The sequence below is a fragment of the Leptospira ellinghausenii genome (assembly GCF_003114815.1).
Lineage (GTDB): Bacteria > Spirochaetota > Leptospiria > Leptospirales > Leptospiraceae > Leptospira_A > Leptospira_A ellinghausenii.
In genome coordinates, this window is sequence record NZ_BFAZ01000009.1 from 498,565 (window position 1) to 522,600 (window position 24,036).

General features: G+C 35.9%; 18 protein-coding genes. 9 read left to right on the forward strand and 9 right to left on the reverse strand.

Annotated elements, in window-relative coordinates; translation table 11 throughout:
* Positions 1–44 precede the first annotated feature (44 nt).
* The 8 genes from DI076_RS10805 to DI076_RS10840 form a co-directional block, all read right to left on the reverse strand.
* Positions 45–2,168, reverse strand: a complete 2,124-nt coding sequence (locus DI076_RS10805; RefSeq protein ID WP_245918382.1) for an ABC transporter substrate-binding protein — start codon at positions 2,166–2,168, stop codon at positions 45–47.
* 91 nt (positions 2,169–2,259) lie between these two features.
* Complete coding sequence (locus tag DI076_RS10810; protein WP_108959882.1) at positions 2,260–2,808, reverse strand: PadR family transcriptional regulator; 549 nt, start codon at positions 2,806–2,808, stop codon at positions 2,260–2,262.
* A complete protein-coding gene (locus DI076_RS10815) occupies positions 2,805–3,713 on the reverse strand; it encodes an alpha/beta fold hydrolase (protein WP_108959883.1) in 909 nt (302 codons plus the stop codon). Before DI076_RS10815 ends, DI076_RS10810 begins: the two co-directional genes overlap by 4 nt.
* Position 3,714: 1 nt before the next feature.
* Positions 3,715–4,305: an NAD(P)H-dependent oxidoreductase gene (locus tag DI076_RS10820; protein WP_108959884.1), complete on the reverse strand. Its 591-nt coding sequence runs from the start codon at positions 4,303–4,305 to the stop codon at positions 3,715–3,717.
* Between the two features lie 245 nt (positions 4,306–4,550).
* Positions 4,551–5,597: a DUF1554 domain-containing protein gene (locus tag DI076_RS10825; RefSeq protein ID WP_245918383.1), complete on the reverse strand. Its 1,047-nt coding sequence runs from the start codon at positions 5,595–5,597 to the stop codon at positions 4,551–4,553.
* A gap of 167 nt (positions 5,598–5,764) precedes the next feature.
* Entirely contained in the window at positions 5,765–6,301 is a 537-nt protein-coding gene (locus DI076_RS10830; RefSeq protein WP_108959885.1) for an NADPH-dependent FMN reductase, read from the reverse strand.
* A gap of 3 nt (positions 6,302–6,304) precedes the next feature.
* Positions 6,305–8,734: an LA_1737 family protein gene (locus tag DI076_RS10835; RefSeq protein WP_108959886.1), complete on the reverse strand. Its 2,430-nt coding sequence runs from the start codon at positions 8,732–8,734 to the stop codon at positions 6,305–6,307.
* Between the two features lie 2 nt (positions 8,735–8,736).
* Positions 8,737–9,585 (reverse strand): hypothetical protein, encoded by an 849-nt coding sequence (locus DI076_RS10840; protein ID WP_245918384.1) that lies wholly within the window; start codon positions 9,583–9,585, stop codon positions 8,737–8,739.
* Between the two features lie 227 nt (positions 9,586–9,812).
* Between DI076_RS10840 and DI076_RS10845 the strand changes: the two genes are divergently transcribed.
* The 5 genes from DI076_RS10845 to DI076_RS10870 all read left to right on the forward strand — a co-directional run bounded on the left by DI076_RS10845 (position 9,813) and on the right by DI076_RS10870 (position 14,911).
* Positions 9,813–10,763: a tRNA dihydrouridine synthase gene (locus tag DI076_RS10845; RefSeq protein ID WP_108959887.1), complete on the forward strand. Its 951-nt coding sequence runs from the start codon at positions 9,813–9,815 to the stop codon at positions 10,761–10,763.
* A gap of 38 nt (positions 10,764–10,801) precedes the next feature.
* Positions 10,802–11,296, forward strand: a complete 495-nt coding sequence (locus DI076_RS10850; RefSeq protein ID WP_108959888.1) for a DUF2721 domain-containing protein — start codon at positions 10,802–10,804, stop codon at positions 11,294–11,296.
* Between the two features lie 583 nt (positions 11,297–11,879).
* Positions 11,880–13,190, forward strand: a complete 1,311-nt coding sequence (locus DI076_RS10860) for a 3-hydroxyacyl-CoA dehydrogenase NAD-binding domain-containing protein (RefSeq protein WP_108959890.1) — start codon at positions 11,880–11,882, stop codon at positions 13,188–13,190.
* A 13-nt stretch (positions 13,191–13,203) separates the two neighbouring features.
* Positions 13,204–14,469, forward strand: a complete 1,266-nt coding sequence (locus tag DI076_RS10865; protein WP_108959891.1) for an acetyl-CoA acetyltransferase — start codon at positions 13,204–13,206, stop codon at positions 14,467–14,469.
* 4 nt (positions 14,470–14,473) lie between these two features.
* Complete coding sequence (locus DI076_RS10870) at positions 14,474–14,911, forward strand: hypothetical protein (protein ID WP_108959892.1); 438 nt, start codon at positions 14,474–14,476, stop codon at positions 14,909–14,911.
* Positions 14,912–14,953: 42 nt separating this feature from the next.
* Here the strand turns inward: DI076_RS10870 and DI076_RS10875 are convergent, their stop codons facing one another.
* The gene (locus DI076_RS10875) at positions 14,954–16,645 is read right to left on the reverse strand and encodes a methyl-accepting chemotaxis protein (RefSeq protein WP_108959893.1); all 1,692 of its coding nucleotides are present in this window, start codon (positions 16,643–16,645) and stop codon (positions 14,954–14,956) included.
* Between the two features lie 154 nt (positions 16,646–16,799).
* On the opposite strand from DI076_RS10875, the gene DI076_RS10880 reads away from it, so the two are divergent.
* The 4 genes from DI076_RS10880 (at position 16,800) to DI076_RS10895 (ending at position 24,004) form a co-directional block, all read left to right on the forward strand.
* Positions 16,800–19,091: a SpoIIE family protein phosphatase gene (locus DI076_RS10880; RefSeq protein ID WP_108959894.1), complete on the forward strand. Its 2,292-nt coding sequence runs from the start codon at positions 16,800–16,802 to the stop codon at positions 19,089–19,091.
* Between the two features lie 43 nt (positions 19,092–19,134).
* Positions 19,135–20,934: a SpoIIE family protein phosphatase gene (locus DI076_RS10885; RefSeq protein ID WP_108959895.1), complete on the forward strand. Its 1,800-nt coding sequence runs from the start codon at positions 19,135–19,137 to the stop codon at positions 20,932–20,934.
* 102 nt (positions 20,935–21,036) lie between these two features.
* Positions 21,037–22,422: an MFS transporter gene (locus DI076_RS10890; RefSeq protein ID WP_108959896.1), complete on the forward strand. Its 1,386-nt coding sequence runs from the start codon at positions 21,037–21,039 to the stop codon at positions 22,420–22,422.
* Positions 22,423–22,438: 16 nt separating this feature from the next.
* On the forward strand, positions 22,439–24,004 hold the full coding sequence (locus DI076_RS10895; protein WP_108959897.1) for an adenylate/guanylate cyclase domain-containing protein: 1,566 nt from the start codon (positions 22,439–22,441) through the stop codon (positions 24,002–24,004).
* The last annotated feature ends 32 nt before the right edge of the window (positions 24,005–24,036 follow it).

The window sequence follows — 24,036 nt, forward strand, 5'->3', positions numbered from 1 at the left end:
TTACGATCATTTGTATTTTATTTTTGTTAGAACCAATTATCCACTTAGGGATTCACTTTTGGTAACCAAACAGAAAAACATGCACCATTTTTGCTTGGTTCCAGTTCAATTTTTCCACCCATTTGTATGATCATTTTTTTACAAATATCCAAACCAAGTCCCATCCCTTCCCCATTTGGTTTTGTGGTAAAAAATGGATCGAAAATCTTATCTTTGATATTCTCTGGAACTCCAACACCAGAATCAATAATGGACACTTTGATCCAATTTTGATCAGAATTGATCTTAATTTCTAATGTGCCGTTAAAGGACATAGCATGTAAAGCGTTATTGACTAGATTAATCCAAACTTGATTTAGTTTATCACGATTTCCCTTACATTTTACTTCTGATCCATAACTTTTAACTACCGTTATCTTACTCAAATTATAATGATAAAGTGACAATATAGTTTCAATCTCAGAATCTAAATCTATCACTGATTCATTGCTAGCTGTTTCTTTTTCCGATACTAAGTAGTTTTTCAAAGCACGGATAACGTGTGTTGCCTTTTCAGATGCCACCGAAATGATTTGGTTACATCGATATGCTGAATTGATACTCGCCACTGAACGAAGTATATCAAGTGATCTTTCACTTTCTAATATATCTTCAATCTGATCCAACTTTCGAAATAAACCCGTTTCAATTACTAGTTGCATATGGTCGCCATACAATTCCATTTTCTCTAAATGAGAAAACTTTGAATGTAACTCTTTCCTTAACGATCTTTCCGATTTACCTTCCAAATATGCTTGATTTTCCAAACTTTCCGTTAGAACGATTTGGTAACGTTTTGTATCGTCTTCATTAAAATTGATAATCGTCGAGATTACTGTTTGTAATTTATTCTTTAAAAAATCATAAAGTGACAAGTTAGATGAAACAATAGCCCCCAAAGGAGTATTTAACTCATGAGCCATCCCTGCTGCCAATTGGCCAAGAACAGCCAATTTTTCTGATGCAAGTAGTCTGTCCTGTGCTTCGGTAAGTTCCTTTAATGTATTTACCAAACTTTGATTTAATTTTTGCAAACTTTCATTCGATTGCCTTAATTCTTCTGTTCTTTGTTTGACTTGATTTTTTAAATTTTCTGAGTATTGTTTATTTAACCTTCTCCATTGAATTAACCAAATAACTCCGACTCCTACTAAAACGACAAAAAAAGTATAATAAAGCCAATCGTAATTTGTAGGAGGATTAGGATCATACAAAAATCCTTTTAAACTAATGTTTCTCGGCAACATTCCAAGTTCGTTATATATATCATTGATATGTTTCCATCTACCTGGATTCATATATCCCATTTCAACAAGTACAGGTTGTATCAACGGAGTCATTTGCTGAGCTTCAAATAACAGACGTTCTTTTGGATTTTTTTTGGAATATTTATTATAAATGAGTTCTGCAATTTCTTCTTGGTGACTCATTGCATATTGCCAGCCACGTAGAGTTGCTTCACGAAATGCTTTCACTCTATTTGGAAATTTTTTTACTTCTTCTTCGCTTGTAAAAAAATTATCTCCATAAAAATCAATCCCAGCCAATCTAGGAGAATAAGCGATTACTTGGAATCCAGCTTTTTTAAAATCGAAAGCCTGTGTTGTTGCATAACCTGAATAAGCATCAACACGACCTTCAATTAAATCTCTTGGATTAAAGCGATGTTCCAATAATTGAAGATCAGATGGGTTTATTCCTTCTTTCTTCAAGTAAGCAACAATTTCCTCCATCCAAGGTGTTAACATAACTCGTTTACCAACTAAATCATGAATACTCTGAACATTTGAAGATTTTTTAAAAAATAAAACGGAAGGAGAATGTTGGAAAATAACTCCTAAGACAACAACGGGTTTCCCCATATGTCGGTGTAATAATAACTCATTACTACCAACGCCGTATTGGCCTGTTGTTTGTACAACTTTTTCATGAATACCTCTTATCCCAACCGTACTTTCTAAAAGTTCTACTTCTAATCCAACATCTTTGTAAAAACCTTTTTCATAGGCAGCATAATAACCAGCAAATTGAAACTGATGAAACCATTTGAGATGGAGTGTAACCTTATCTAAGGCAAATAGTGTTTGGAATGGTAAGATAAAAAATAAAATGAATAAGACATAGTTCATTCTGCGACAAATAGAAGCCGTTTCCATTCTATTAATGTTGTAATGATTTAGCAGCGCAAATCAATGAAATAACACATTAAATCGATTATTTTTAAACTTTTTCTTGGATTTTTCCCTTTACCTTTTGTATCCAATCTAAGTTTAACAATGTCTGTTTCTCTGCATATTCCAATGTTAAATTCCAATACTCATGATCAGGGTGTTTTTCCCATTCTGATTTTAGTTCTTTTTGAAATAGTTTTAATGATTTTAAATCTTCCTTTTGTTTTCTGATTTCACCTTCCAATTGTTCCATCAGTAACTTGGGGTTCATATGCCTTCCAAAAAATACTTTAAATAACAATTCATTCCTTTTGTTTGTTTGAATGGGAGATTGGTCCATCCACTTTCGAAATTCTTCTAATCCTGGACGAGTGACCTTAAATACCTTTTTTTTCTTTCCATTTGAATCCGTTTTCTCCCACTCTTTAATGAAACCATCTTTTTCTAATTTGGATAAAGTAGGATAAATTTGTCCGAAACTTTCACTCCAAAAGAAACTTATAGTAGATTCGATATACTTTCGAATCTCATACCCATTCATTTCACATTGAGATAAAATACCTAAAAGTGCATATTGTGTTTTACTTTCTCTTTTCATTTAACCTTTAGTTTGTTGTTTGCATTTAATTCGTGTTGAAATAACATCAATGCAGAGATAACTTCCTTTGGCGCTTCCACCTGAGGCCAATGGCCTATTTTACTAGATAAAAAATATACAGAAGCAAATGGGTATTCTTTTTTAAATCGTTCTGCCATATGGGTTCCGGAGTTAGGATCAAATGGACCACAAATATAACAAAAGGGAATTTGGGTATTTTTAAGTGTTTTGATCCACTGTTTTTGGTATTTAACTTTATCAAAGACCAAGCGACCAATTAAATAAGCGATATCTTTTCCTTGATTGTAATTCAATATATTCCAATATTCATTTAATAAATCTGAATTTGGACCTGTTTCGGGTCCAAACATTTTTTTCAAAGAATTCTCAATTGAATTTCTTTTTATTTTTTTACTCAAATACTTACCGATTGCATCAGGTGTTTGAGATAATAATCTTTGGATCATTCTTGGTTTATACACATCAGTAAACAAACCACCATTCATAAATGCAACAGATAGAATTTCAAAATCCAAACTGTCAATGTTTCCCAACATTTCTTCAACAATACTAACGGCCAAATCATGTGCTAATATTCTTATCTTTTTAATGTTTAACTTTTTTATTAAAGTATTGATCAAATCGACATATTCTTCAAACGAATAGGTGTGGTTTTGTGGTTTATCGGAAAATCCCATACCCAACAAATCGATAAATACCAATTGGTAATGTTTTGATAAATCTTCCATTACCCAATTCCAATCATAACTATTAAATGGATAACCATGCAACAATAGAAGTGGTTCCCCTTCTCCTAATGTCCCATAGAATATGGAGTTACCTTTATAATCAAAGAATTTACCAAATTCTTTCAGAGCAGAAGCATTTATAAACTTACCTTTCATCTTATGCTCCCATCGCACCTAATTTTGCTGTTTTTAATATGAACTGTTCTAACTTGTTCAATTTTCTAAATCTAATTTGATCAAAATATGTAACTTTCACTTTCTTAAATCCACAAAACTCTAAGGTGCCTTGTTTTAATAACTGAACTCCTGGACTTCGATTGAACCATTTGTAGTACCAAGTTGGTGCATCCATTGTAATAATGATTCTAGCTGTTTTTCCTTTTAGTAATTGTTTGGGGAGTGGGGAATGTTTCTGATAAGAAAATGCAAAGCCTGGCAAAAACACTCTATCAATCCATGCTTTTAAAATTGCTGGCATACTAGCCCACCAACTCGGATAAACAAATACAAGATGATCTGCATTCTGAATCAATGTTTGGCTCATCAAAATGTCAGGTTCTAACTCCTGTTTAATGGTTTTGTCATACCCAAAATTTAGATTATAATCAAATTTTAGTTCTTTTAACTTTAATAATTGAACTTCATGTCCTGAACTTTCGGCAGCTCGGAAATAGGAATCAGCGAGTTTGGCACAATATGAATTTGGATTTGGATGCCCCAATATGATTAGAATCTTTTTGTTTTGCATAATTATATCTACCAGATATAATTATTAGCTATATCTGATAGATATGTTATGTCAATCTATTTTTCTAGTTTCTTTTGGATTCTTCTGGAAAATTTCGAGGTAACTGGAATAGAAAAGATCCTTATGATTTAACGGTCTTTTCCGAATTTGTATGATAATTCAGTTAATAATTAAAGAATCAATAATACTCAATGATGATGATGGAATCATAATACAATATACCAGAAAGTGATGATCATTTATAACTATTGTTCCACACAATAATGTACAAGCGAACTTCCACAACTAAATGAATTAAAACCCAATGCTGAAGTCGTACTACTTCCAGTATCTCCACCGTATCCAAATACTCCCGAGACTGTCCAACCCGTACAAGAGTTTGCGTTATTTGTCCAGTCAGGACTCAAACCTGTCCAAGCAGTTGAACTAGTTCCGGATATAGCAAATGTTAAATTAAAGGTAAACAATGATGCGCTAGTAGTCGTACCTATTAAATCTGTTCGATTCGATCGATAATAAGAAGCATACGGCTTTAAGACCCAATCAATTTGACCGTCTCCAATATTTGAACTTATAGAAGCTCTTCTCAACAAAAAACCACTATCACCCATCATTGCTTTACATATTTTACCAACAGGGCAATTTACATTCGCCTGGCACAAGTTATCTGCACCTGCAATACCACCTAAAGCACCTGTTTGTCCTAAACTTGTAACAAAAATAATTTTATCATTATCAGAAACCTCAGCTTGTATAATCCTTTCCTCAAGTCGAAATGATGAATCTGTGGAACTAGGGACAAATCTTACCAATACAGTTCTTGTGCCATTGATAATTGTATCATTCATTGCTGTAAGAGTTACATTTTGGAATGTACTCCAATTTGATTTTGAAAAGGTAAAAAATGTTTGGGAAGGTGTTACATATGCTCCATTACTTATGATTACTTGAACATTTACATTTTCTTTCGGTTCACTACCTAAATACAATTGAATTGTAGAAGAAGTTCCAATGGAAGCATTACCACCTGCTTCTGATAGAGTTACAAACTGACTGCTTACATTTAATCCAGGTTGGTTTACGATGGTAAAATCAGGATAACATGGATGACGTTTTTCTCCAATAGAAGCGGCTAAGATTGAAGTTTCAAAATAGGATTTTGATTTAGTATCACAGGCATTATTAAAGGTTTCATTTTCACAAGATAACAACGAAAGGATTAAGAGTATAGAGAATAAGAATTGATTTGTTTTTAGAAAAATGAACAAATTCCATTTTGATTCAATCATCATGTGCAACCAGTATTAAGTCAATTTTTTGTTCCAGGATTTGATTGTAATTCAAAATCTGAATCTTAGTTTTGATCTACTATTTGCTTACTAATTTCTATCAAATGGAAACTTTTTAAATCATGTCAGAATAATAATTACATAATATAGAATAATTGTAGGGAAGAATACTATCTTAGAGATTTTAAAAATACAATCATTAAGTTTTGAAGTGCTATTTCTGTTTGCTCATCTTGAATTTGCCCCTCTGATGATACTTTACCTTTTACTCCTGAGATGAGTATACTTGTATCATCCGTTAATTTGGCACCGATTGTTTTTAATACTAAAAGTAACGATTCATGCGCCTTTTGGCCAACAGATGCAGCAGTGATGACAGCAACGGGTTTATCGGTAAACACAATGGAAGAAACTGCCCACTCTAATGCATTTTTTAAGACACCGGGTATACTAAAAACATATTCAGGTGAACAAATTAGGATACCATCTGCACGTTTTATTTCACCCAAAAAATCCTTTATGATCTCAGGTGTTGCCTCTTCCGATATTCCAGAATCAAAAAAAGGAAATTTGACAATTTTATCATAAATGATCATATCACAAGCTGGCTGATAATCAGTTTTAAGTGTATTTAGTATTTTTCTATTATACGATGTTGCACTGATGCCACCTGAAATTGCGAGTATGATCGGTTTTTTGTTTATCATAATTTAAATACTGATCCCTAAAATTTTTTTTGATCCATCAGGTTCTTTGGAATAAGAAAACAATTTTAAAATAGAAAATTTTTCATACCCATTCTCTTCCGTTTGGTATTCCCAAAGCCAACCCCAAAGGCTTCCCCTTTTCACAAACCCTCTTTCCAATTCTGTTTTTTCCTGGTAAACAACACCTAACAATACATATGTTGCATATTGTTTATCTGATTTTGTTTCATTGTGATAATATCCGATCCCAAGAATCCCTAATTCTGTCTTTTCTTCATTTGATTTAGAAACATAATATAGTAATGGACCATACATACTTGACGTTTCCCCTTCTGACTCTGTGGTTCTTATGAGTGGGGAAAAATTAATAGTCTTTTTAGACTGTGTTTGATCATATCCTAACCAAAGCAAGGTTAGCCGATCAATTTCCTTATTTCTTCTTTGGAAACTAAATAAATAATCCCAGAAACTCCGCAATTGATAAACAGAAGTATTGTTTTCCGATTCTAATAGATACAATAGATTATAATAATGTCCTTCCTTTTTGTGCTGATAATAATTGAGTAAAGTAAAGGTAGTAAATTCACTTTCACCCCAATGATTGAAAGAGAATGGAATGATCGAAAAACTTGAATCCGAATAATAAAAAGGAAAAAACAGAAGATGAGATAATTTTACCTTTTTTTCCGAGGGAACCACTTCAATTTTATCTTTAGCAGGTATGGGAGAGTTATATTCATATTCCCAATCAACAAACCATAATAAATTTGTTCTGATACTAGATGTATCTTTATTTCGGTAGAAAAATGGTGTGATCCATATTGTAGTATTTGGATCTTTACTTGCATATTGATAAGAATGATAGGAAATCCAAACAGGCCATATCAAAAATTCTTTAGATTCATAGGTCTTATTACTAATTTTTGTATAATTTGAAATGAGAGTATATGTATTACTTTTGGAACTTACGTCAGTTTTGGTTTGGTTGTGTATATAAAAAGGTAATACACGATGCCCGAAATCGATATCAGATTGGTATACATTTACAATTGGCCAAAAAAAAGATTTTTCAATCCGATGGTTTAGTTGGTATTCCTCTTGGATATAACCATTCAAAAAATAGGAATGGATTTCAGATGACTTATCCTTTTGTTTTCCATAAAACGGAAAGATAATTTTATATTCTAAATCATCAGAAACATAACTTAGCCAAATTGGAAAAAATGGTGGGAGCAAAACAACTCTGTCTTCAGAAGACTCATCCCAAGTAAACCAAGCAAAAGGTAATAAACGAATGTGTTTTTGTGTGTCTGCTACCTCATATGAAAAGATGCCAAACAAAAGTTGGTACCCTGTAAACTGCTCACTATTCTCTCGATTGAATTCCCTTTTTTTTCTTATCTCGGGTTTTGAAGAAATGACCTCACTTCGTTTAAGAGAATTTCCTATGATCATTCGACTTCGCTTTGAGATTCCAAATAAATTATAGAATAACCCAAAATCATAATCCAAATATACATTTCCTTTATTTGTTGCCAAGTTAACACTTGTGTCGTGAACCTTTGTATACCAGAATAAATTGATATGGTAATCGTCTTCCTTGTCTTTTAGATTTAAATAAATAGGAAATATAAAATCGAACTCTCTTTTGGTCGAAACATAACTCCCAACAAATGGAAATAATACAAACAATCTTTCTTCCTTGGATTGGTTTTTAGAATAATACAGTGGACCCAACCAATACTCATGATAAGTAGTTCGGTAATTTTGATAATAGAGTAAAAGTGGAAAAAACAAATAATTCTCTTTTGAATAATAAAACAAAGGTGTAAACGATACTTCATTTAATCCTCGTTTACCGCTTGTTTCAAAATGAAACAAAGTAAAGAGCCTGTAATAATTCAAATGATCAGCACCTACCTCTTCTTTATTTTTATAAACAATGAATGGTAAAACTGGAAAACCAAATGTACTTTGATTTTCTCTATTTTTCTGATATAAGAAAGGAATGGCGATTAAATGTGAGTTATTAGCATGATTTCCCCAAAAAACAAGAGGATAGATGGATTTATGAACAGAGTCATTTTCTTTTGTGACATTATAATTCATAATACGTTTGAATTCGCGATTATCAATTTTGCTTTGTAGATGATCATAAAATGGAAAAAACGTTTTTGATTTTGATAGCGGATAATCGTAATAACGATAGACTCCCATTGCTTTTACAGAGTAATGATCCTTCCAATCCTCAATGTCATATAAAATATTACTTGCCCTATATTTTTTACTCCTTTCACTCCCATAAATCTGAACCTCTCTTTCACTTTCTAAATCTGGCCATGATTTTGCAGTGATCGGAAAAACCAGAAAGAAAATGAGACATGGAAGGAGATGGTGTAATTTCAATGGATCTACATTCTGTTTTTGGTTCATTTTTATTTTAATTTATTTCGGATGGGTAAAGAAATCGTTTTTTTCAATTTTTTGGGTAAATACTCAATCATGGTAACGAAACTAGGATTCACATTCAGTTTGTTATAAGCGTAATCAAGTTGAGAAATTAAAATTGGTTTCGAACTAGGGTACATTTGCCCTATCTGTTTTTTTCCTTCTCGGTCATACAATGGTATCACAGATTTTGATATGGACCTATATGGTAAATACGTCAAAATTGATTTGAGTCTATTGTTTTCATCATATAGATAATCATTGTATGCTAAAACGATTTCTTCGTTCGAAACAACAACTCCTTCCAGAATATCTTCCGTAAACTCATAAGTGCCCTTCCCCAAACCAAAGATAAATGCAGTTCCGGTAGAAGCCACGTATGCAATTCCAAAAGCTGCCAATGAAGCAATCCCTGCGGAGGCATATACAGGCATATACACAGGTGAGTTGTCAGATGCTCTTCTGATATCATAGGATGATCTATAGTAAGGCCAAAATCGGAAATTTCTTGATACACTACTCGCATAATAAATCGGATAATGTATGTATTCTTCTGGTTTCAAATTGATCGATCGGTCATCAATGAGAATGGCAATTGTACGGAGGATCTTACCTGTTTCTTTCTCTTTTAAGATCGCATGATATTGTTTTCCATCTTTTTCTGGTCGTTTTATCTCGGCAAACACAGGTATAAAATATTCGTCAATTTCTTGCGATTCGGAATACACAGGCACATCTATTGGTAGGCGTAAATTTTCTTTAGGTATCGTTACCTCTTTCGTAAAACAACCATTTAGTGAGAATAAGAATACGGGTATCAAAGTCCAGTTTTTCATAAGGCGAATCAAAATATACTCAGTTCCCTTGAACGAATACAATCAAAATTTGTTAGATGCATTCAGATTTATGGAAATGAGTTAAGGTTTCCTTCGCGAAAAAACTTCTCTTAAATTCCCGGTTAGCTTTAGTATTCTCAATATAAATTAACTACCATTTTCTGCGAAATTAAGAATGATCAGCCGTGCCCTAGTGAGAAAAGTGGCAGTATAGGATCTTTTTTCTTTTGCGTATTCTACTTGCTCCAATGGAAGGACTTCTTGATTTTCGTTTACGTGATACATTAACACGCGTAGGCGGATACGACGAATGTGTCAGCGAATTCATTCGAGTGAATGATACCCTACTTCCTTCTCATAGATATTATCGTTGTGTTCCAGAATTATATAATAATAGCCGCACCAAATCTGGAGTTCCAGTAAAAGTACAACTATTAGGTTCTGACGTCAATTGTATGGCAGAAAACGCCAGTAAGGTGGCGTCGCTTGGAGCCTATGGTATCGATATCAATTTTGGTTGTCCTGCTCCAACGGTAAATCGAAACCGAGGAGGGGCAGCGTTACTCAAAGAACCAAACTTAATGTATGAGATTGTAAAAGCAGTTCGAAATGTTGTACCACGAGAAATTCCAGTCACTGCAAAAATGAGACTGGGTTATGACACCACCGAACATGCGCTTGTTTGTGCAAAAGCATTGGAAGAAGGTGGAGCAAAAGAAATTGTTGTTCATGCCAGGACAAAAGTTGACGGATACAAACCACCTGCGTATTGGGAATGGATTTCTAAAATAACAGAACATATAAAAATTCCAGTTGTTGCCAATGGAGAAATTTGGACCGTAACCGACGCTATCCGGTGCCAAAAAATCTCAGGGTGTAAGGATATTATGATTGGTAGAGGTGCGGTAACAAACCCCGCCCTTGCTTTACTCATGAAAGGGACCCAATACAATCGTTTTGAGTGGTTCGAAATTAAACACTTATTACTGAATTATTGGAAATCCATGGAAACGGGAATTGATGGAATTAGCAAAAATGGTAGGATTAAACAATGGTTAAAGTATCTTTCAAGAGAGTATGAGGAAGCAATTGTTGATTTCCAATACGTGAAACAACTTTCAAGTCCCAAGGAATTGGAAACTACTTACTTTTCTGACTTAATATCACTCAGAAAATGATAGCAATACCCAACCGAATGATGTAAAAAGGAATCAATATGTTTGAATCTTTTTCCAATTCCGAAATCCTATCAGGTATGATCACACCCGCTGTCCTTGTGTCAGCTTGTGCTAGTTTGATTTTTTCCACAGCAAATCGACTCGGTAGAATTTTTGATCGAGTGAATCTTTTGAAATCAGAAGTAGAACTTTTGCTCGAGGGAAAACGAAGTTTTCATGAACAAAGAATGGTGTATATGAGACACCAACTGTCTGTGCAAAAAAAACGCGCTGTTCTCATCCAACGATCGATGGCATTTTTATACTTAGCTACATCCTTATTTATCATTTCCAGTTTGGCTCTTGCGTTTACACTTGCTTTTGCCAAAAATCTGAACTGGATTCCCACAGTAGTTGCTCTATCAGGAGGGATTTGTTTGTTTTTTGCAAGTGCACTTCTTTTGTATGAAAGTCGATACAACCTAACATTCATTAATCGTCAAATTGAGTTTACTGAGTTTTTGGAAAGAGAAATCCAAGAAAAAATGAAATAACTTGTTTTAAATCATTGCCCAAAAGGAGTTTTTGATTTCCCTTTTGGGCGCCTCGAAACCGTTCAGTTACAAAGATACAATCGATAAACGACCGCGTTATCCGCTCCAATCTTTCGCAAAAGCGAAAGGATTTCCGCTACTACCGCTGGCGCGTAAAACTCATTCTATTTTTTAACGTATCTAGTATTCTCCATTTCATATGTCTGAGGATTTTTGCTTCATGAGTTGTCACGCACCAGGGATCCGTAGGGCTCGGTCCTCGGAGGGTCCACCCGATGAGGACGGGAGCGAATGCGGACCCCGAAGTGAGCCCGCCCGGGTGCCCAGTGTCCCTACTATGAACTTTTGGAAATTAAAATTGCGGATTTTGAGAATCGGCGTGCCAGGAATAGCAGGCCGTGGTAAAGGGAACACATTGGGTGGCGGGTCCAGTTCCCCACCCTCAGATCGGGCGGGGAAAGTGTACCCCGCGCCCAACCCCCCACCGCCCCTCTTTTGTAACAAATCTGACAAAAAAAAACGATTTTCCTGTCACCTCACCTTTCTAGAACGGTAAGTAAAAATTAGATTCGGAAATTCCTTCATGAGAGAAATCAAAACTGTCACGATTTTAGGTGCCAACGGAGCCATGGGTTCTGGAAGTGCAGGCGTTATTGCTGCCTTCGGTGGTGCTAAAGTCCATATGCTCGCTAGAGATGTAGAAAAAGCAAAACAGGGTATCGAAGCCGCTGTAGCATCCGTCAAAACGGATACCATTCGCGCACGAATGATCCCTGGTTCCTACGATGCGGATCTGGAAAAAGCAGTCGCAGAGTCAGATTGGGTATTCGAACTCGTGGCGGAAAGTTACGAAGTCAAAGAACCGATCAACACTCGTATCGCAAAAGCGCGCCGTCCGGGAACCATTGTTTCCACTGTGTCCTCTGGACTTTCCATTGGTCGTTTGGCAAAAGCATACGATGAAGATGGTCAAAAACACTATTACGGAACGCATTTTTTTAACCCTCCTTATAAAATGATCCTTTGTGAACTCGTAACTCACTCTGGAAATGACAAAAAAGTCACACAAGCGTTAGGTGAATACTTAGAAAAAGTTTTAGGCCGCGCTGTGGTTTATACAAACGACACTCCTGCCTTTGCTGGAAACCGAATTGGATTTCAGTTGATGAACGAAGTGGCTCACTTTGCAGAAAAGTATGCTGACAAAGGCGGAATCGCACTTATGGACGAAATCATGTCTGGTTACACTGGACGTGCCATGGGCCCACTTGCAACTGCAGACTTCGTAGGTCTTGATGTTCACAAAGCCATCGTAGACAATATCTACGACAACACAAAAGACGAAGCACATGAAACATTCAAACTTCCTGGTTACTTCCAAAAGTTAATCGATGCTGGTAAACTTGGTATGAAATCTGGTGGTGGCCTCACAAAAGTTGTGAAACACGCTGACGGAAAACGTGAGAAGTTTGTTTACAATATCAAAACAGGAGAGTACGATCCGTACCCAAAATTTGATATTCCTTTTATCAAAGAAGCTCGCCAAAAAATCAAAGACTCCGATTACAAAGGTGCGATGGATGTAGTAAAAAAAGCGAATGGTTTCGAAGCAGAAATCGCACGTTACTTCATTTCACGTTACATCAGTTATTCGCTCTCTCTCGTAGGAGAAGTAGTGGATACAAAAGAAAACACTGATGGAGCAATGGGTTTTGGTTTTAACTGGGTTCCTGCGTCTGCATTTGTTGATTTCCTTGGTGGACCAAAAGAAACAATTAAGATGATGGAAGAGTCTAAAATACCAGTTCCAAAACTTTTAAAAGACGCAAAAGAAGGCAAAAAGTTCTACGAACTTGGCGAGAAACTAGACGCAAGGTCTCTTTTCAAAGGTTAATTAGGAGTATCATATGAGTGAAAAAGTATTTGTACTAGGCGGGGAACAAACCGACTTCCAAAGGAACTGGACAAAAGAAGGAAAAACCTTCATGTCCATGATGCGTGAAGTATTAGATGATGCTCTTGAAAAAGTTGGCATTAGTTATGATGAAATCAAACGATTGAACAAAGAAAATCGTGTGGCTGTTTTTGTTGGAAACTTTGATGCTGAACAGTACGCAAACCAAGGACATTTGGGTGCATTTTTAACAGAAGTAAACCCTGCACTTTTCGGGGTTCCTGGTGCTCGTTATGAAGCTGCTTGTGCTTCTGGATCGGTTGCACTTGATGCAGCGATCACACATATCCGTGCAGAAGACTACGATCTAGCGATCGTTCTTGGTGTGGAAGTGATGAAAACCGTTTCTTCTTCTGTGGGTGGTGACTTCCTAGGAACTGCTGCCTATTACGAAAAAGAAGCAAAAGGGGTTCAATTTCCTTTCCCTAAACTTTTCGGAAAATTAGCAGACGTGATCCTCGAACGTTATGAACTAAAAGAAGAACGTTTTATGGATGCTCTTGCTGAAATTTCACGTATCAATTACGCAAATGCAAAACGGAACCCAAAAGCACAAACTCGTACATGGTTCATGAACAAAGAACATGCGATGGCTCGTGGTGGTGATAATAATATGGCTGTGGGTGGAAGACTTTGTATCACTGACTGTTCTCAAGTAACAGACGGTGCTGCAGTGACCATCCTTGCTTCTAAAGATTACACAAAAGAATACGCTAAAAAAACTGGCCGTAAAATTGATGACATCCCTCGTGTGAAGGGTTGGGGTCACCGAGTCGCACCAATTACATTTGAAGCAAAAAAACAAGAATCCGTTGGAGACAAATACATCCTTCCATGGACTCGCCAAACAGTAAAAGATGCTTACAAACGTGCTGACCTAGATGTAAAAAACATTGATGTATTTGAAACACATGACTGTTTTACTTCTTCTGAGTATGCTGCGATTTCTGCTTTTGGAATTTCAGAACCAGGAAAAGAACACATCGCAATCGAAGAAGGAACCATTGACTTTGGTGGGAAAAAACCAATCAATCCATCTGGTGGACTCATCGGTGTGGGTCACCCAGTGGGAGCGTCCGGTGTTCGTATGATGCTCGACCTCTACAAACAAGTCACAAACACGGCAGGTGACTACCAAGTGAAAGGAGCAAAGAACGGTCTTATGCTCAACATTGGTGGATCGGCTACGACGAACTTCGTGTTCATCTTAGGGAAGTGATATAGTGAATTCGCTGAATACAGAAAAATGGAATCGGATTTTAGTCCGGTTCCTCCTTGCCTTTTCGTTTTGGGAAGCAGTGTCGATTCCAGTTCGCATGTTGTTTTTTGCAAAGTTTTACTTTGATCCAACATTCAAATCGATGTTTGTTCCCATAACAGATGTTTTCTGGCTTGGACCTGTGTTCAGCGATGTATTGTTCACAATTTCCTTTGGTTTTCTTTATGCACTTATGAAAGAATCGCTTCCGCAAGGACTTGTGGGTGGATTTTTAGTCGGAATCTTAGTTTCTATCATTGGGTTTGTTTCCCCAATGTTATGGACTTTGTCCTTAACAAACTTTGCTCCTACACAACTCGTATGGGTATGGGTGGCGTATTATTCCCTATTCACAGTCTCTACAGCAGTCATCTATTCTGTAGGTTGGAACGCTGAAGACTAATCAAGTCAGTGAACCCAAAGGAAACTTTGGGTTTTTTATTTTTTAAAACTGAAATCGGAACGCAACCGAATCCAATCTGTCCGCTACTTTATCTAAATTGGAAATGGATTCTTCGATTGCCGCAACTGTTTGTTTCTGTTCATGAGCAGCTGCTGACAATTCTTCCACGATGGAAGATGTATGTGTCAATTGGTTTTGGATCTTCTCTATATTCAAAAGAACACTTGTGGATTTTTCTTGTGATCCTTCTGTGGAACCATTAATTTTTTCGGAACTTAGTTTTGTGCCTTCTGAGTTGGTAAGAATTTTCCCCATCTCAGCTTGCACAGTTTCAAATTCATTGGATCCTAATTCCACTTCGCTTAAACCCTCTTCAATATCTTTCACTGTTTGCAAAATTTTTGAAGTGAGTTCACTGATAAATACAGAGATTTCTTTTGCCGATTTTTTAGATTGTTCTGCGAGAAGCCCAACTTCACCAGCAACAACAGCAAATCCTTTTCCCGCATCACCTGCTCTTGCAGATTCAATAGAGGCATTTAATGAGAGTAAGTTGGTTTTTTCTGAAATGGCAGCAATAGTTTCTGTGATCTTTCGAATGGCTTTTGTTTTTTCACCAAGATCTTTGATCGATTCAGAAGTTTTAAAAATCTGATGTTTTGCTTTTAAGAATTGGGACATAGCTTTGTCGGAACGATTTTTTCCTTCCATGGCAATGTGATGTGCATTGGTTGATTCAAATTGAACAGCCATTGCTTCCGATCGAATGCTTTGGATCAAATGATTGAGAGCATCCATTTGGTGGAATATACTTTCGGAACTCTCTTTTGTCACGTTACTTGATTCAGATAATGATTGCATGGCAAGGGATAACTCTTGGAAGGCAACATGAATATGTTCTACAGCTTTTGTGAGTCCTTTGATTTGGCTTTTTACGATTTCAGCATTCCCAATGAGTTGTGAAATCATCCCTCGGAATTCAAACTGCGTTTTTTTGATCAGCACCAAAACTTCAGAGTGATCACCTGCATTGTCCGTATTTACATCAAACTTCAAATTACCTTTGTATAAGTTTTTCAAATATTCATTTACTCTTAAAATAGAATTTTTGTTTTTTTGAATTTTAAAATATCCTAATATAAAACTCAAAGAAAAAACGAAAACCCCAACTCCCAAAAACCATGGGTTATGAAGGAAAGGAATGTTTACAAAATAGGAAGAACCAAAGAATAGTAACAAAACCAAACTGATGAAAGATTGAATGAAATAAACTGATTCAGTCGAAATGGCAAACAATTTCTCAAACCGTTGCGACTCAATCTTGTGCCCAAGATTCAGCTTTGCATACAATCCTTCTGCTTTTTGGATTTGTTCTTTTGTCGCTTTTGTACGAACCGACATATAACCGATGTGTTTTCCATCTTCATAAACAGGAGAAACATTGGCATCAACCCAGTAATAATCTCCATTTTTACACCGATTTTTAACGAGTCCTACCCATGAGTTTTGGGATTTGACAGTCTCCCACAAATCACGAAAGGCTTCCCCAGGCATATCGGGATGCCGAATGAGGTTATGAGGTTGGCCAATGAGTTCTTCTTGCGTATATCCACTAATCTTCAAGAAGTCTTCGTTAACATAAGTGATGATTCCTTTTAAATCTGTTTTGGAAGTTATCTTTGTTCCTTCTTGGAATTCTACTTCATGTTGAGTGACTGGTAAATTTTTGCGCACAGATGATGGATCCAGTTTTAGGGAGATGGTTAAAGGATTTAGGTAAAGACCTTATTTAGCAAGCAAAATAGAATCAAACTAAGAATGATTCTTCTGCAATGACTTGACAATTCTCATTTTTTATTAAAATCTCCTACGATATTCTAAATCCTTCATGTTTAAAACTATATTTTTACCTCTTACAATCCGTTTAGAAGCGTTCACACATTTGGTTCCGGTTCCATTTGCTATTTATATGGCTTCCATCACACAAGAATATAGCATAAACGAATGGCTGTTATTTTTAGTTTTATGCATTACTAGTGGAACCTTAATGGTTTTAGGAGGATGTTTATGGAGATATCTCACACTTAGAAAATTATCCAATCAATTTGAATCTCTCCAATTAGAAAAAAACAAAGAGACTTATACAATCGGATCCAATTCAAAAGCAAAGGAACTCAAACTGTTCTTATATCGATATCCATTTTATGAAGGATTTATCATCATCATTCGTTGGTTTGTTGGTGTAGGGCTTATTTTCTTTTGCACTCCTTTTTTTGATTTATACAGACCTACTCTATGGACTACGTTTATTCTTTATATGGTGATGATTCCACCAATTTCCTTCGTTGCCTATTACTTCATCACAGAAAATGCATTTCGGAATTTATTCAAACTCCCTCTGATTCGACCTATTGCCATCGAACCAAATGAAATCCCAAAATTTGATTATTTCAAAAGGATTTTAATCTCATTTTTTGCCCTTGCTGCATTACCTGTTACTGTTCTTGGTTACATGCTCATCTCAAGTGCTAATGGAAATTTAAATGTCCAAAATCCATCATTACAAGTTTTAATCATTGGAATCATATTTATATTTCCTTTAGTTTTTGTTGCTTATTTGGTCGCAAAAGCAGTCAGACAAGGATTAGGTGAAACTAGCCATATTCTAGATGAACTCTCAAAAGGAAATTTTTCCGTTGTTTCCATGCCATCTTCTGGAGACGATTTTGGACAACAGTCATTCCATTTAAACCGTGTCATACAACAACTGAACACAATGTATACGGAAATTTTTACCTTAAATGTTGGTTTAGAAAGTAAAGTCAAAGAAAGAACAATGGAATTAGAAAACTCATTGGAAGAAGTGAAAAAACTTAAGTTCCAACAAGATGGAGATTATTTTTTAACACATCTACTCCTCAAACCACTTGGAAAAAACCAAGTGAGTAGTGAACTAGTCAGTATTGATTTTTTCTTAAGACAAAAAAAGAAATTCGAATTCAAAGGCAAAGAATATGAAATTGGAGGTGATCTAAACATTGCCCATAATGTCATTCTACAAGGAAAAAAATTCTCTGTCTTCGTAAACTCTGATGCAATGGGAAAATCGATGCAAGGTGCAGGAGGTGCACTTGTACTCGGAGCCGTTTTCCAATCGATCATTGAAAGAACCTATTTATCTTCCGCCACTTTCAACCAATCACCAGAACGATGGTTAAAAAACGCCTTCATTGAAATGCACAAAATCTTTGAAGGATTTGACGGAAGTATGTTGGTTTCTCTTGTAATTGGACTCATTGAAGAAGAAACAGGTTTTTTATATTTTATCAACGCAGAACACCCTTGGCTCATCTTATACCGAGATGAAAAAGCTAGTTTTTTGGAAAATGAACTGAGTTACAGAAAATTAGGAACCAAAGGTCTCAATTCTGGAATTTTTATTAAAACCTTTCGGTTGTTACCTGGAGATACAATCATCAGTGGATCCGATGGAAGGGATGATTTATTACTCTTTAATGAACAAAATGAATCCAACCAAAGACAAATCAACCAAGACGAAAATTTAATTTTATCCTACGTTGAACAAGGTAAAGGTGAATTAGAACCAATTTTCAAAGTATTAACCAAAAATGGCGAAATCACTGATGATTTATCACTGATCAGAGTTTATTATAAGGGCAATTTAGATACCGTTTCGAATACCGACGTTTCAAAATCCTACCAGACAGCAAAAAAACTTGTGGAAGTTGGAAATATTGATGCAGCCATTGATTCCCTTCAAAAACAAATTCTAACACAACCAATCACTAACAAACGCTTTCATAAATTACTCGCAAAACTTCACTTCAAACGAAAAGATTATATTGAAGCCACCGAACATGCACAGGTATATTTAGAAAGCCACCCATATGATCTTAGTTTTATGGAATTAAGTTCGATTTTACTTCGGAAAGCTGGTAGGTTGGACCAAGCCATTGAAATCGCCGAGCGGATCCGATTAAGGGAACCAAAAGCTTCCAAAAATACCTTTCATTTGATTCGATTGTATTTGGAAAAAGAAAACCAAATTCGGGCGAGAGAAATCTTAACTGAGTGGGAAAACCAATTCCCAACCGAACTGGAACGAACAAAAAAATGGAAACAAATCTTAAGTTTAAAATTTCCGAATATCTTGATTTAATTTTTATGATATAGTATCGTCTCTTGTGAAAGTTTCCACTAAAATGAATAGAAACAGGAAAACATTATTCTGGGATCTCACCATAAAACTGGAGGCATTCACACATACGGTTCCCGTACCATTTGCCGTTTATTATGCGATCATCACACAAAAGATGGAGCCAAACCATTGGAAAATCTTCATTGCGTTATGTCTCGTATTTGCCACTGGGATTGGCCTCTTAGGAACTTTTGTTCGACACTTACTCTTAAAATACCTATTTGCCAAAATCGAGAAAATGAAACAGGTTTCCGAGTTCTCCATTCCACTCTCGCAAGAGGAGAAGGAATATGCAAAATCGGTTAAAATCCTCCTCTTTCGTTATCCACTCATAGAAGCTATAATCATCGTAATACGCTGGTTATCTGGCGTGATACCAATCAGCTTATTGTTTTTTTATTTGGTGGAATATACACCATCCGTTGCTAGGTCAGCAATATTTACGTTTGTAATGATTGCTCCCATATCGTTTGTTACTTATTATTTTATCAGTGAAAGTGCAATTCGAAATTTATTCGACTTACCTCAGTTTAAAAATGTAGAACTCCAAGAGAGAGACATTCCTAAATTTAACTACTTCACACGTATCCTTGTCGCATTTTTTAGTTTGGCTGCCCTTCCCTTTGTGATTTTTTCATATATTTTATATTCCTTAGCGACAGGCGAAATAGCAGTCAAAGATCCAATGATTCCTATAGTCACTGTTTCCTTTATATTCATCATCCCTCTTATCGTTTGTTCCTATGTAGTCGCAAAATCCGTGAATGAAGGTTTGAATGAAACGAGTCGTTCGCTAGGGGAACTGGCAAAAGGAAATTTTGATGTCATTGTTACTCCAAAATCCAGTGATGATTTCGCAAAACAAGCGTTCTACTTAAATTCTGTTATTGGAACTCTTAAAAATATGTATGCTGAGATTCGAAATCTGAATGAAGGATTAGAAGAAAAGGTTACACTTCGTACAGATGAATTAAACCAATCCTTAATTGATATCAGCAAATTAAAAGTGCAACAAGATGGTGATTATTACTTAATTTACCAATTATTAAATCCATTTGCCATCCAAGACACGAAAAGCAAACAGTTTATGGTGGATCATTTCCTTCGGCAAAAAAAGTCTTTTGAATTTAAAAATCAGAAATATGAAATCGGTGGGGACATCAATATCTCTCACACAATTTATCTAAACGAACAAAAATACCTTTTGTTTGTGAATGCTGATGCAATGGGTAAATCCATGCAAGGTGCTGGTGGAGCTTTGGTATTTGGATCTGTATTCCAATCCATTGTCCAACGAACAAAAACGGATCCTGGTTTTAAAAACCAATGTCCGGAAGACTGGCTCAGGTCCAATTTACAAGAACTCCAATTGATTTTTGAGACATTTAATGGAACCATGTTAGTTTCCTTAAGTATGGGTCTCATCGAAGAAAATACTGGAAAATTTTTTTTTCTGAATGCAGAACACCCCATGATTGTACTACTGCGAAATGGAAAAGCCAACTTTTTATATCCCATTGTATCCTATCGCAAACTAGGCACCCTGGGAGCCCTCCCCATAAAAGAAGTCAATGAATTCCAACTCCAGCCCCATGATATTCTCTTCATTGGATCAGATGGAAAAGATGACCTTCTCACGAAAAATGAAGAAGGAGAGTGGGAAGTGCTCTCAGAAGATGAAAATTTCTTAGAAATCGTGGAAAACACAAAAGGAAATTTAGATTCTATCATTAGTGAAATTGATTCTATTGGCCAAGTCATCGATGACATTTCCATCATTCGAATCTCTTATAAAACAGAATGAACAAGTTTGCAAAAGATTAAAAAAGCCTTTACCCTTTACCTCTAAAAGCCAATTTATTTCCCAAAAAACTGGGTTCGGACCGTCCAATACTTGGAAACATGAATGAACCATTCTAAACTAAAACTTCCCATTAAAATGGGATATGGGTTTGCAGAGACTGGCATAACAGCCGTTCAACTTTTTACTCAAATTTATCTTCTCAAATACTATACAGAGATCGTTGGACTCAATTCCAGTTTAGCAGGAATTGCTTTGTCAATTTCAGTAATTTGGGATGCAATCAGTGACCCACTGATGGGACGGATTTCTGACCATACCATCACTCGATTCGGAAGAAGAAGGCCTTATATCTTCATTGGTGGAATTTTATTATCAATATCAGTGCTTTTACTTTTTTCTCCCCCATCCATTTCTTCCCAATTGGGTAAATTTGCATATTTACTAAGTGTTTATCTTTTAGTGAATACAGCGATGACTATCATCTCAGTACCTCATATTGCACTAGGTGGGGAATTAAGTTTTGAACGAAATGAACGGACTTCTGTGTTTGGTTGGAGGTTATTCTTTAGTAACATAGGAATGTTAATTGGAATGATTGTGCCTGCTGCCATCTTACAATCTCTAGGTGATGAAGGTGCTAAGGAAAACATCATCACCTCGCGGACTGTAGCTGGAGAAATTGTTTCTCTCGTTATCCTTGTTTCTTCTATCATCACCTTTTTAGTGACAAAGGGAAAAGATACCATCCAATCTGATAAAACGAAACAACTTCCATTCTTTGTGTCTTTTGGTTCCGTCTTAAGAAACAAAATGTTTCTCATATTATTATTTGCATTTGTCATTGCAACGATTGGTAGAACGTTTAACTCCGCAATTGCCTTGTACTATTATGAATATAGATTGGGATTAAAGGAATCCCAAGTGGTCATCAATATCTTATTGCCGTTTTTTCTTGTACTCATCTTATCCATAGGTTTTTGGGTTTGGATTTCCAAAAAGATTGGGAAAAAAATCCCTGCATTTCTTGGTGTATTTGGTTTAGGACTTCTAACGGTAATCGTGTATCCATTATTCCCTTATGGAGAACTAAGACCTCCTCTCATAGCAGCCTTCTTTGGTGGGATCTTCGCAGGATCCATTCTCATCATGGACTCCATCCTTACAGATGTTGTCGACTATGATGAATACAAAACTGGTGAAAAACGGGAAGGACTCTATTTTGGAATATGGAAGATGGGTGTAAAATTTTCCCAAGCCTTTGGAATCGCACTCACAGGTTTTTTACTCGATTTCATTGGATTTCAAAATGGACTCACAGAACAATCTACTGAAGTTGGATTTCGCTTAGCTATGATTTTTGGTCCCGGAGTTGGATTTTTCTTTATCTTGGGTTCGATTGTTTTTTTATTTTTTCCCCTTACGGATGCAAAACACATCCAAGTACAAAGAATCCTAACAAAAAGAACATTGAAAAAGATCCATCGGTAAGTTATATTTGAACCCCATGGTACCAAAACAGAGACTTCAATTCATTGCCTTCCTGTTGATTTATTTTATAGTTCCTTTTTCGGCCTGCTTATTTACATTACTTTTTGCAAATTACACGAGTAATGTTTTTTTACCAGAAAGGTTTTTAGTATTATTTGAAGCCACTGTTGCAACGCAGGACTTCACCTTGCTTGCGTTAACATGGGGACCATTTCCCATCATTACAGTCATTTTATTTTTTTATAGCCTTCCGGTTTCAAACTACCTCTTCAATAGAAATAAATGTAATTATTTATCGGAAGAAAGAGCACGCCATCGGATTGTCCACTCACCCCTCATCATCAGTTTGTTTGGTTTTATTGGTTGGGAATTATCCACATTTTTATCTGTATATCGAATTGATACTTTATTTCCTTCCTCACCTCCTCAAAGCATCATAACAGTTACTATCTTGTTTGCATTTTGGGGACTCTTTGCATTTGCTTTTTCTTATGCAACAACCAACTACTTAAACCGAAAGTTAATCATTCCTAGTGTATTTCCAGAAGGTGGACTCGGAAAATATGCGAAAGGAAAACAATTTTCTATCGTCACTAAACAAATTATCTTTTGGACCGCTTCTACATTATTCCCGATCATCTTGTTGGTATTTGGATTGTTACAAAGAACAAACCACAATATATTCCAATTACATGAGTTAGTACATACAGATGTTTTGTTTGAAGTGATTGCGATCATGTTATTTTTTTCCTTTGTTTTTTCTGTCACTTTTGCCATAAGCATACAACACCCACTCAACCAAATAGAAGAAGCAACGGAACTCATCAAAGAACAAAAGTTTGATACAAGAGTTACGATTTTTAGTTCAGATGAACTTGGACTTCTCGGTGACGCAGTCAACGAAATGGCAGAGGGACTAGCGGAAAGAGAGAGGATCAAAGATACATTTGGCAGAATTGTTGACCCACGTGTTAGAGATTATCTACTTTCCAACGAACATAGCCTTGGTGGTAAAGTTGTTGATGCCACTATTTTATTTTCAGACTTAAGAGACTTTACGAAACTTTCTGAAAAACGGACTCCCGAAGAAGTATTATATATCTTAAATCGATATTTCCAAGAAATGAGTAATGCGATCGAAGTTCACGGGGGATTTATCAATAAATTCATTGGGGATGCGATCCTTGCTGTATTTGGAACACCTATGCCCATGTTAGACCATGCAGATCGTGCCTTTCAAACTGCGTTGGAGATGCAAAGGAATTTGGAACTTCTCAACCAACAATTTATGAAGGAAGGATTAACAGAACTCAAAATGGGAATCGGCATTCATACCGGAAGTTTGCTTGCGGGTAACATTGGTTCTACCAATCGGATGGAATTTACAGTCATCGGAGATACAGTGAATACCGCATCTCGAGTCGAAGGACTTTGTAAAGGGTTACAAAAAAACCTTCTCATCACAGAAAATACGGCAAACCTCATTTCTCCATCCATCCGCTCTCAATTGCAACTTGAGGGCGAATATGAACTCAAAGGAAGAGAATCAAAGGAAAAAATTTATTCTTATCCCATCCTATAAGTTAGGATAAAATCGGAATTTAGACTTGAATC

Excerpts from the sequence above, each read along its gene's own strand:
- DI076_RS10805 (WP_245918382.1), bottom strand. The coding sequence starts at position 2,168 with ATGAACTATGTCTTATTCATTTTATTTTTTATCTTACCATTCCAAACA.
- DI076_RS10810 (WP_108959882.1), bottom strand. The coding sequence starts at position 2,808 with ATGAAAAGAGAAAGTAAAACACAATATGCACTTTTAGGTATTTTATCT.
- DI076_RS10815 (WP_108959883.1), bottom strand. The coding sequence starts at position 3,713 with ATGAAAGGTAAGTTTATAAATGCTTCTGCTCTGAAAGAATTTGGTAAA.
- DI076_RS10820 (WP_108959884.1), bottom strand. The coding sequence starts at position 4,305 with ATGCAAAACAAAAAGATTCTAATCATATTGGGGCATCCAAATCCAAAT.
- DI076_RS10825 (WP_245918383.1), bottom strand. The coding sequence starts at position 5,597 with ATGATGATTGAATCAAAATGGAATTTGTTCATTTTTCTAAAAACAAAT.
- DI076_RS10830 (WP_108959885.1), bottom strand. The coding sequence starts at position 6,301 with ATGATAAACAAAAAACCGATCATACTCGCAATTTCAGGTGGCATCAGT.
- DI076_RS10835 (WP_108959886.1), bottom strand. The coding sequence starts at position 8,734 with ATGAACCAAAAACAGAATGTAGATCCATTGAAATTACACCATCTCCTT.
- DI076_RS10840 (WP_245918384.1), bottom strand. The coding sequence starts at position 9,585 with ATGAAAAACTGGACTTTGATACCCGTATTCTTATTCTCACTAAATGGT.
- DI076_RS10850 (WP_108959888.1), top strand. The coding sequence starts at position 10,802 with ATGTTTGAATCTTTTTCCAATTCCGAAATCCTATCAGGTATGATCACA.
- DI076_RS10860 (WP_108959890.1), top strand. The coding sequence starts at position 11,880 with ATGAGAGAAATCAAAACTGTCACGATTTTAGGTGCCAACGGAGCCATG.
- DI076_RS10865 (WP_108959891.1), top strand. The coding sequence starts at position 13,204 with ATGAGTGAAAAAGTATTTGTACTAGGCGGGGAACAAACCGACTTCCAA.
- DI076_RS10880 (WP_108959894.1), top strand. The coding sequence starts at position 16,800 with ATGTTTAAAACTATATTTTTACCTCTTACAATCCGTTTAGAAGCGTTC.
- DI076_RS10885 (WP_108959895.1), top strand. The coding sequence starts at position 19,135 with ATGAATAGAAACAGGAAAACATTATTCTGGGATCTCACCATAAAACTG.
- DI076_RS10890 (WP_108959896.1), top strand. The coding sequence starts at position 21,037 with ATGAACCATTCTAAACTAAAACTTCCCATTAAAATGGGATATGGGTTT.
- DI076_RS10895 (WP_108959897.1), top strand. The coding sequence starts at position 22,439 with ATGGTACCAAAACAGAGACTTCAATTCATTGCCTTCCTGTTGATTTAT.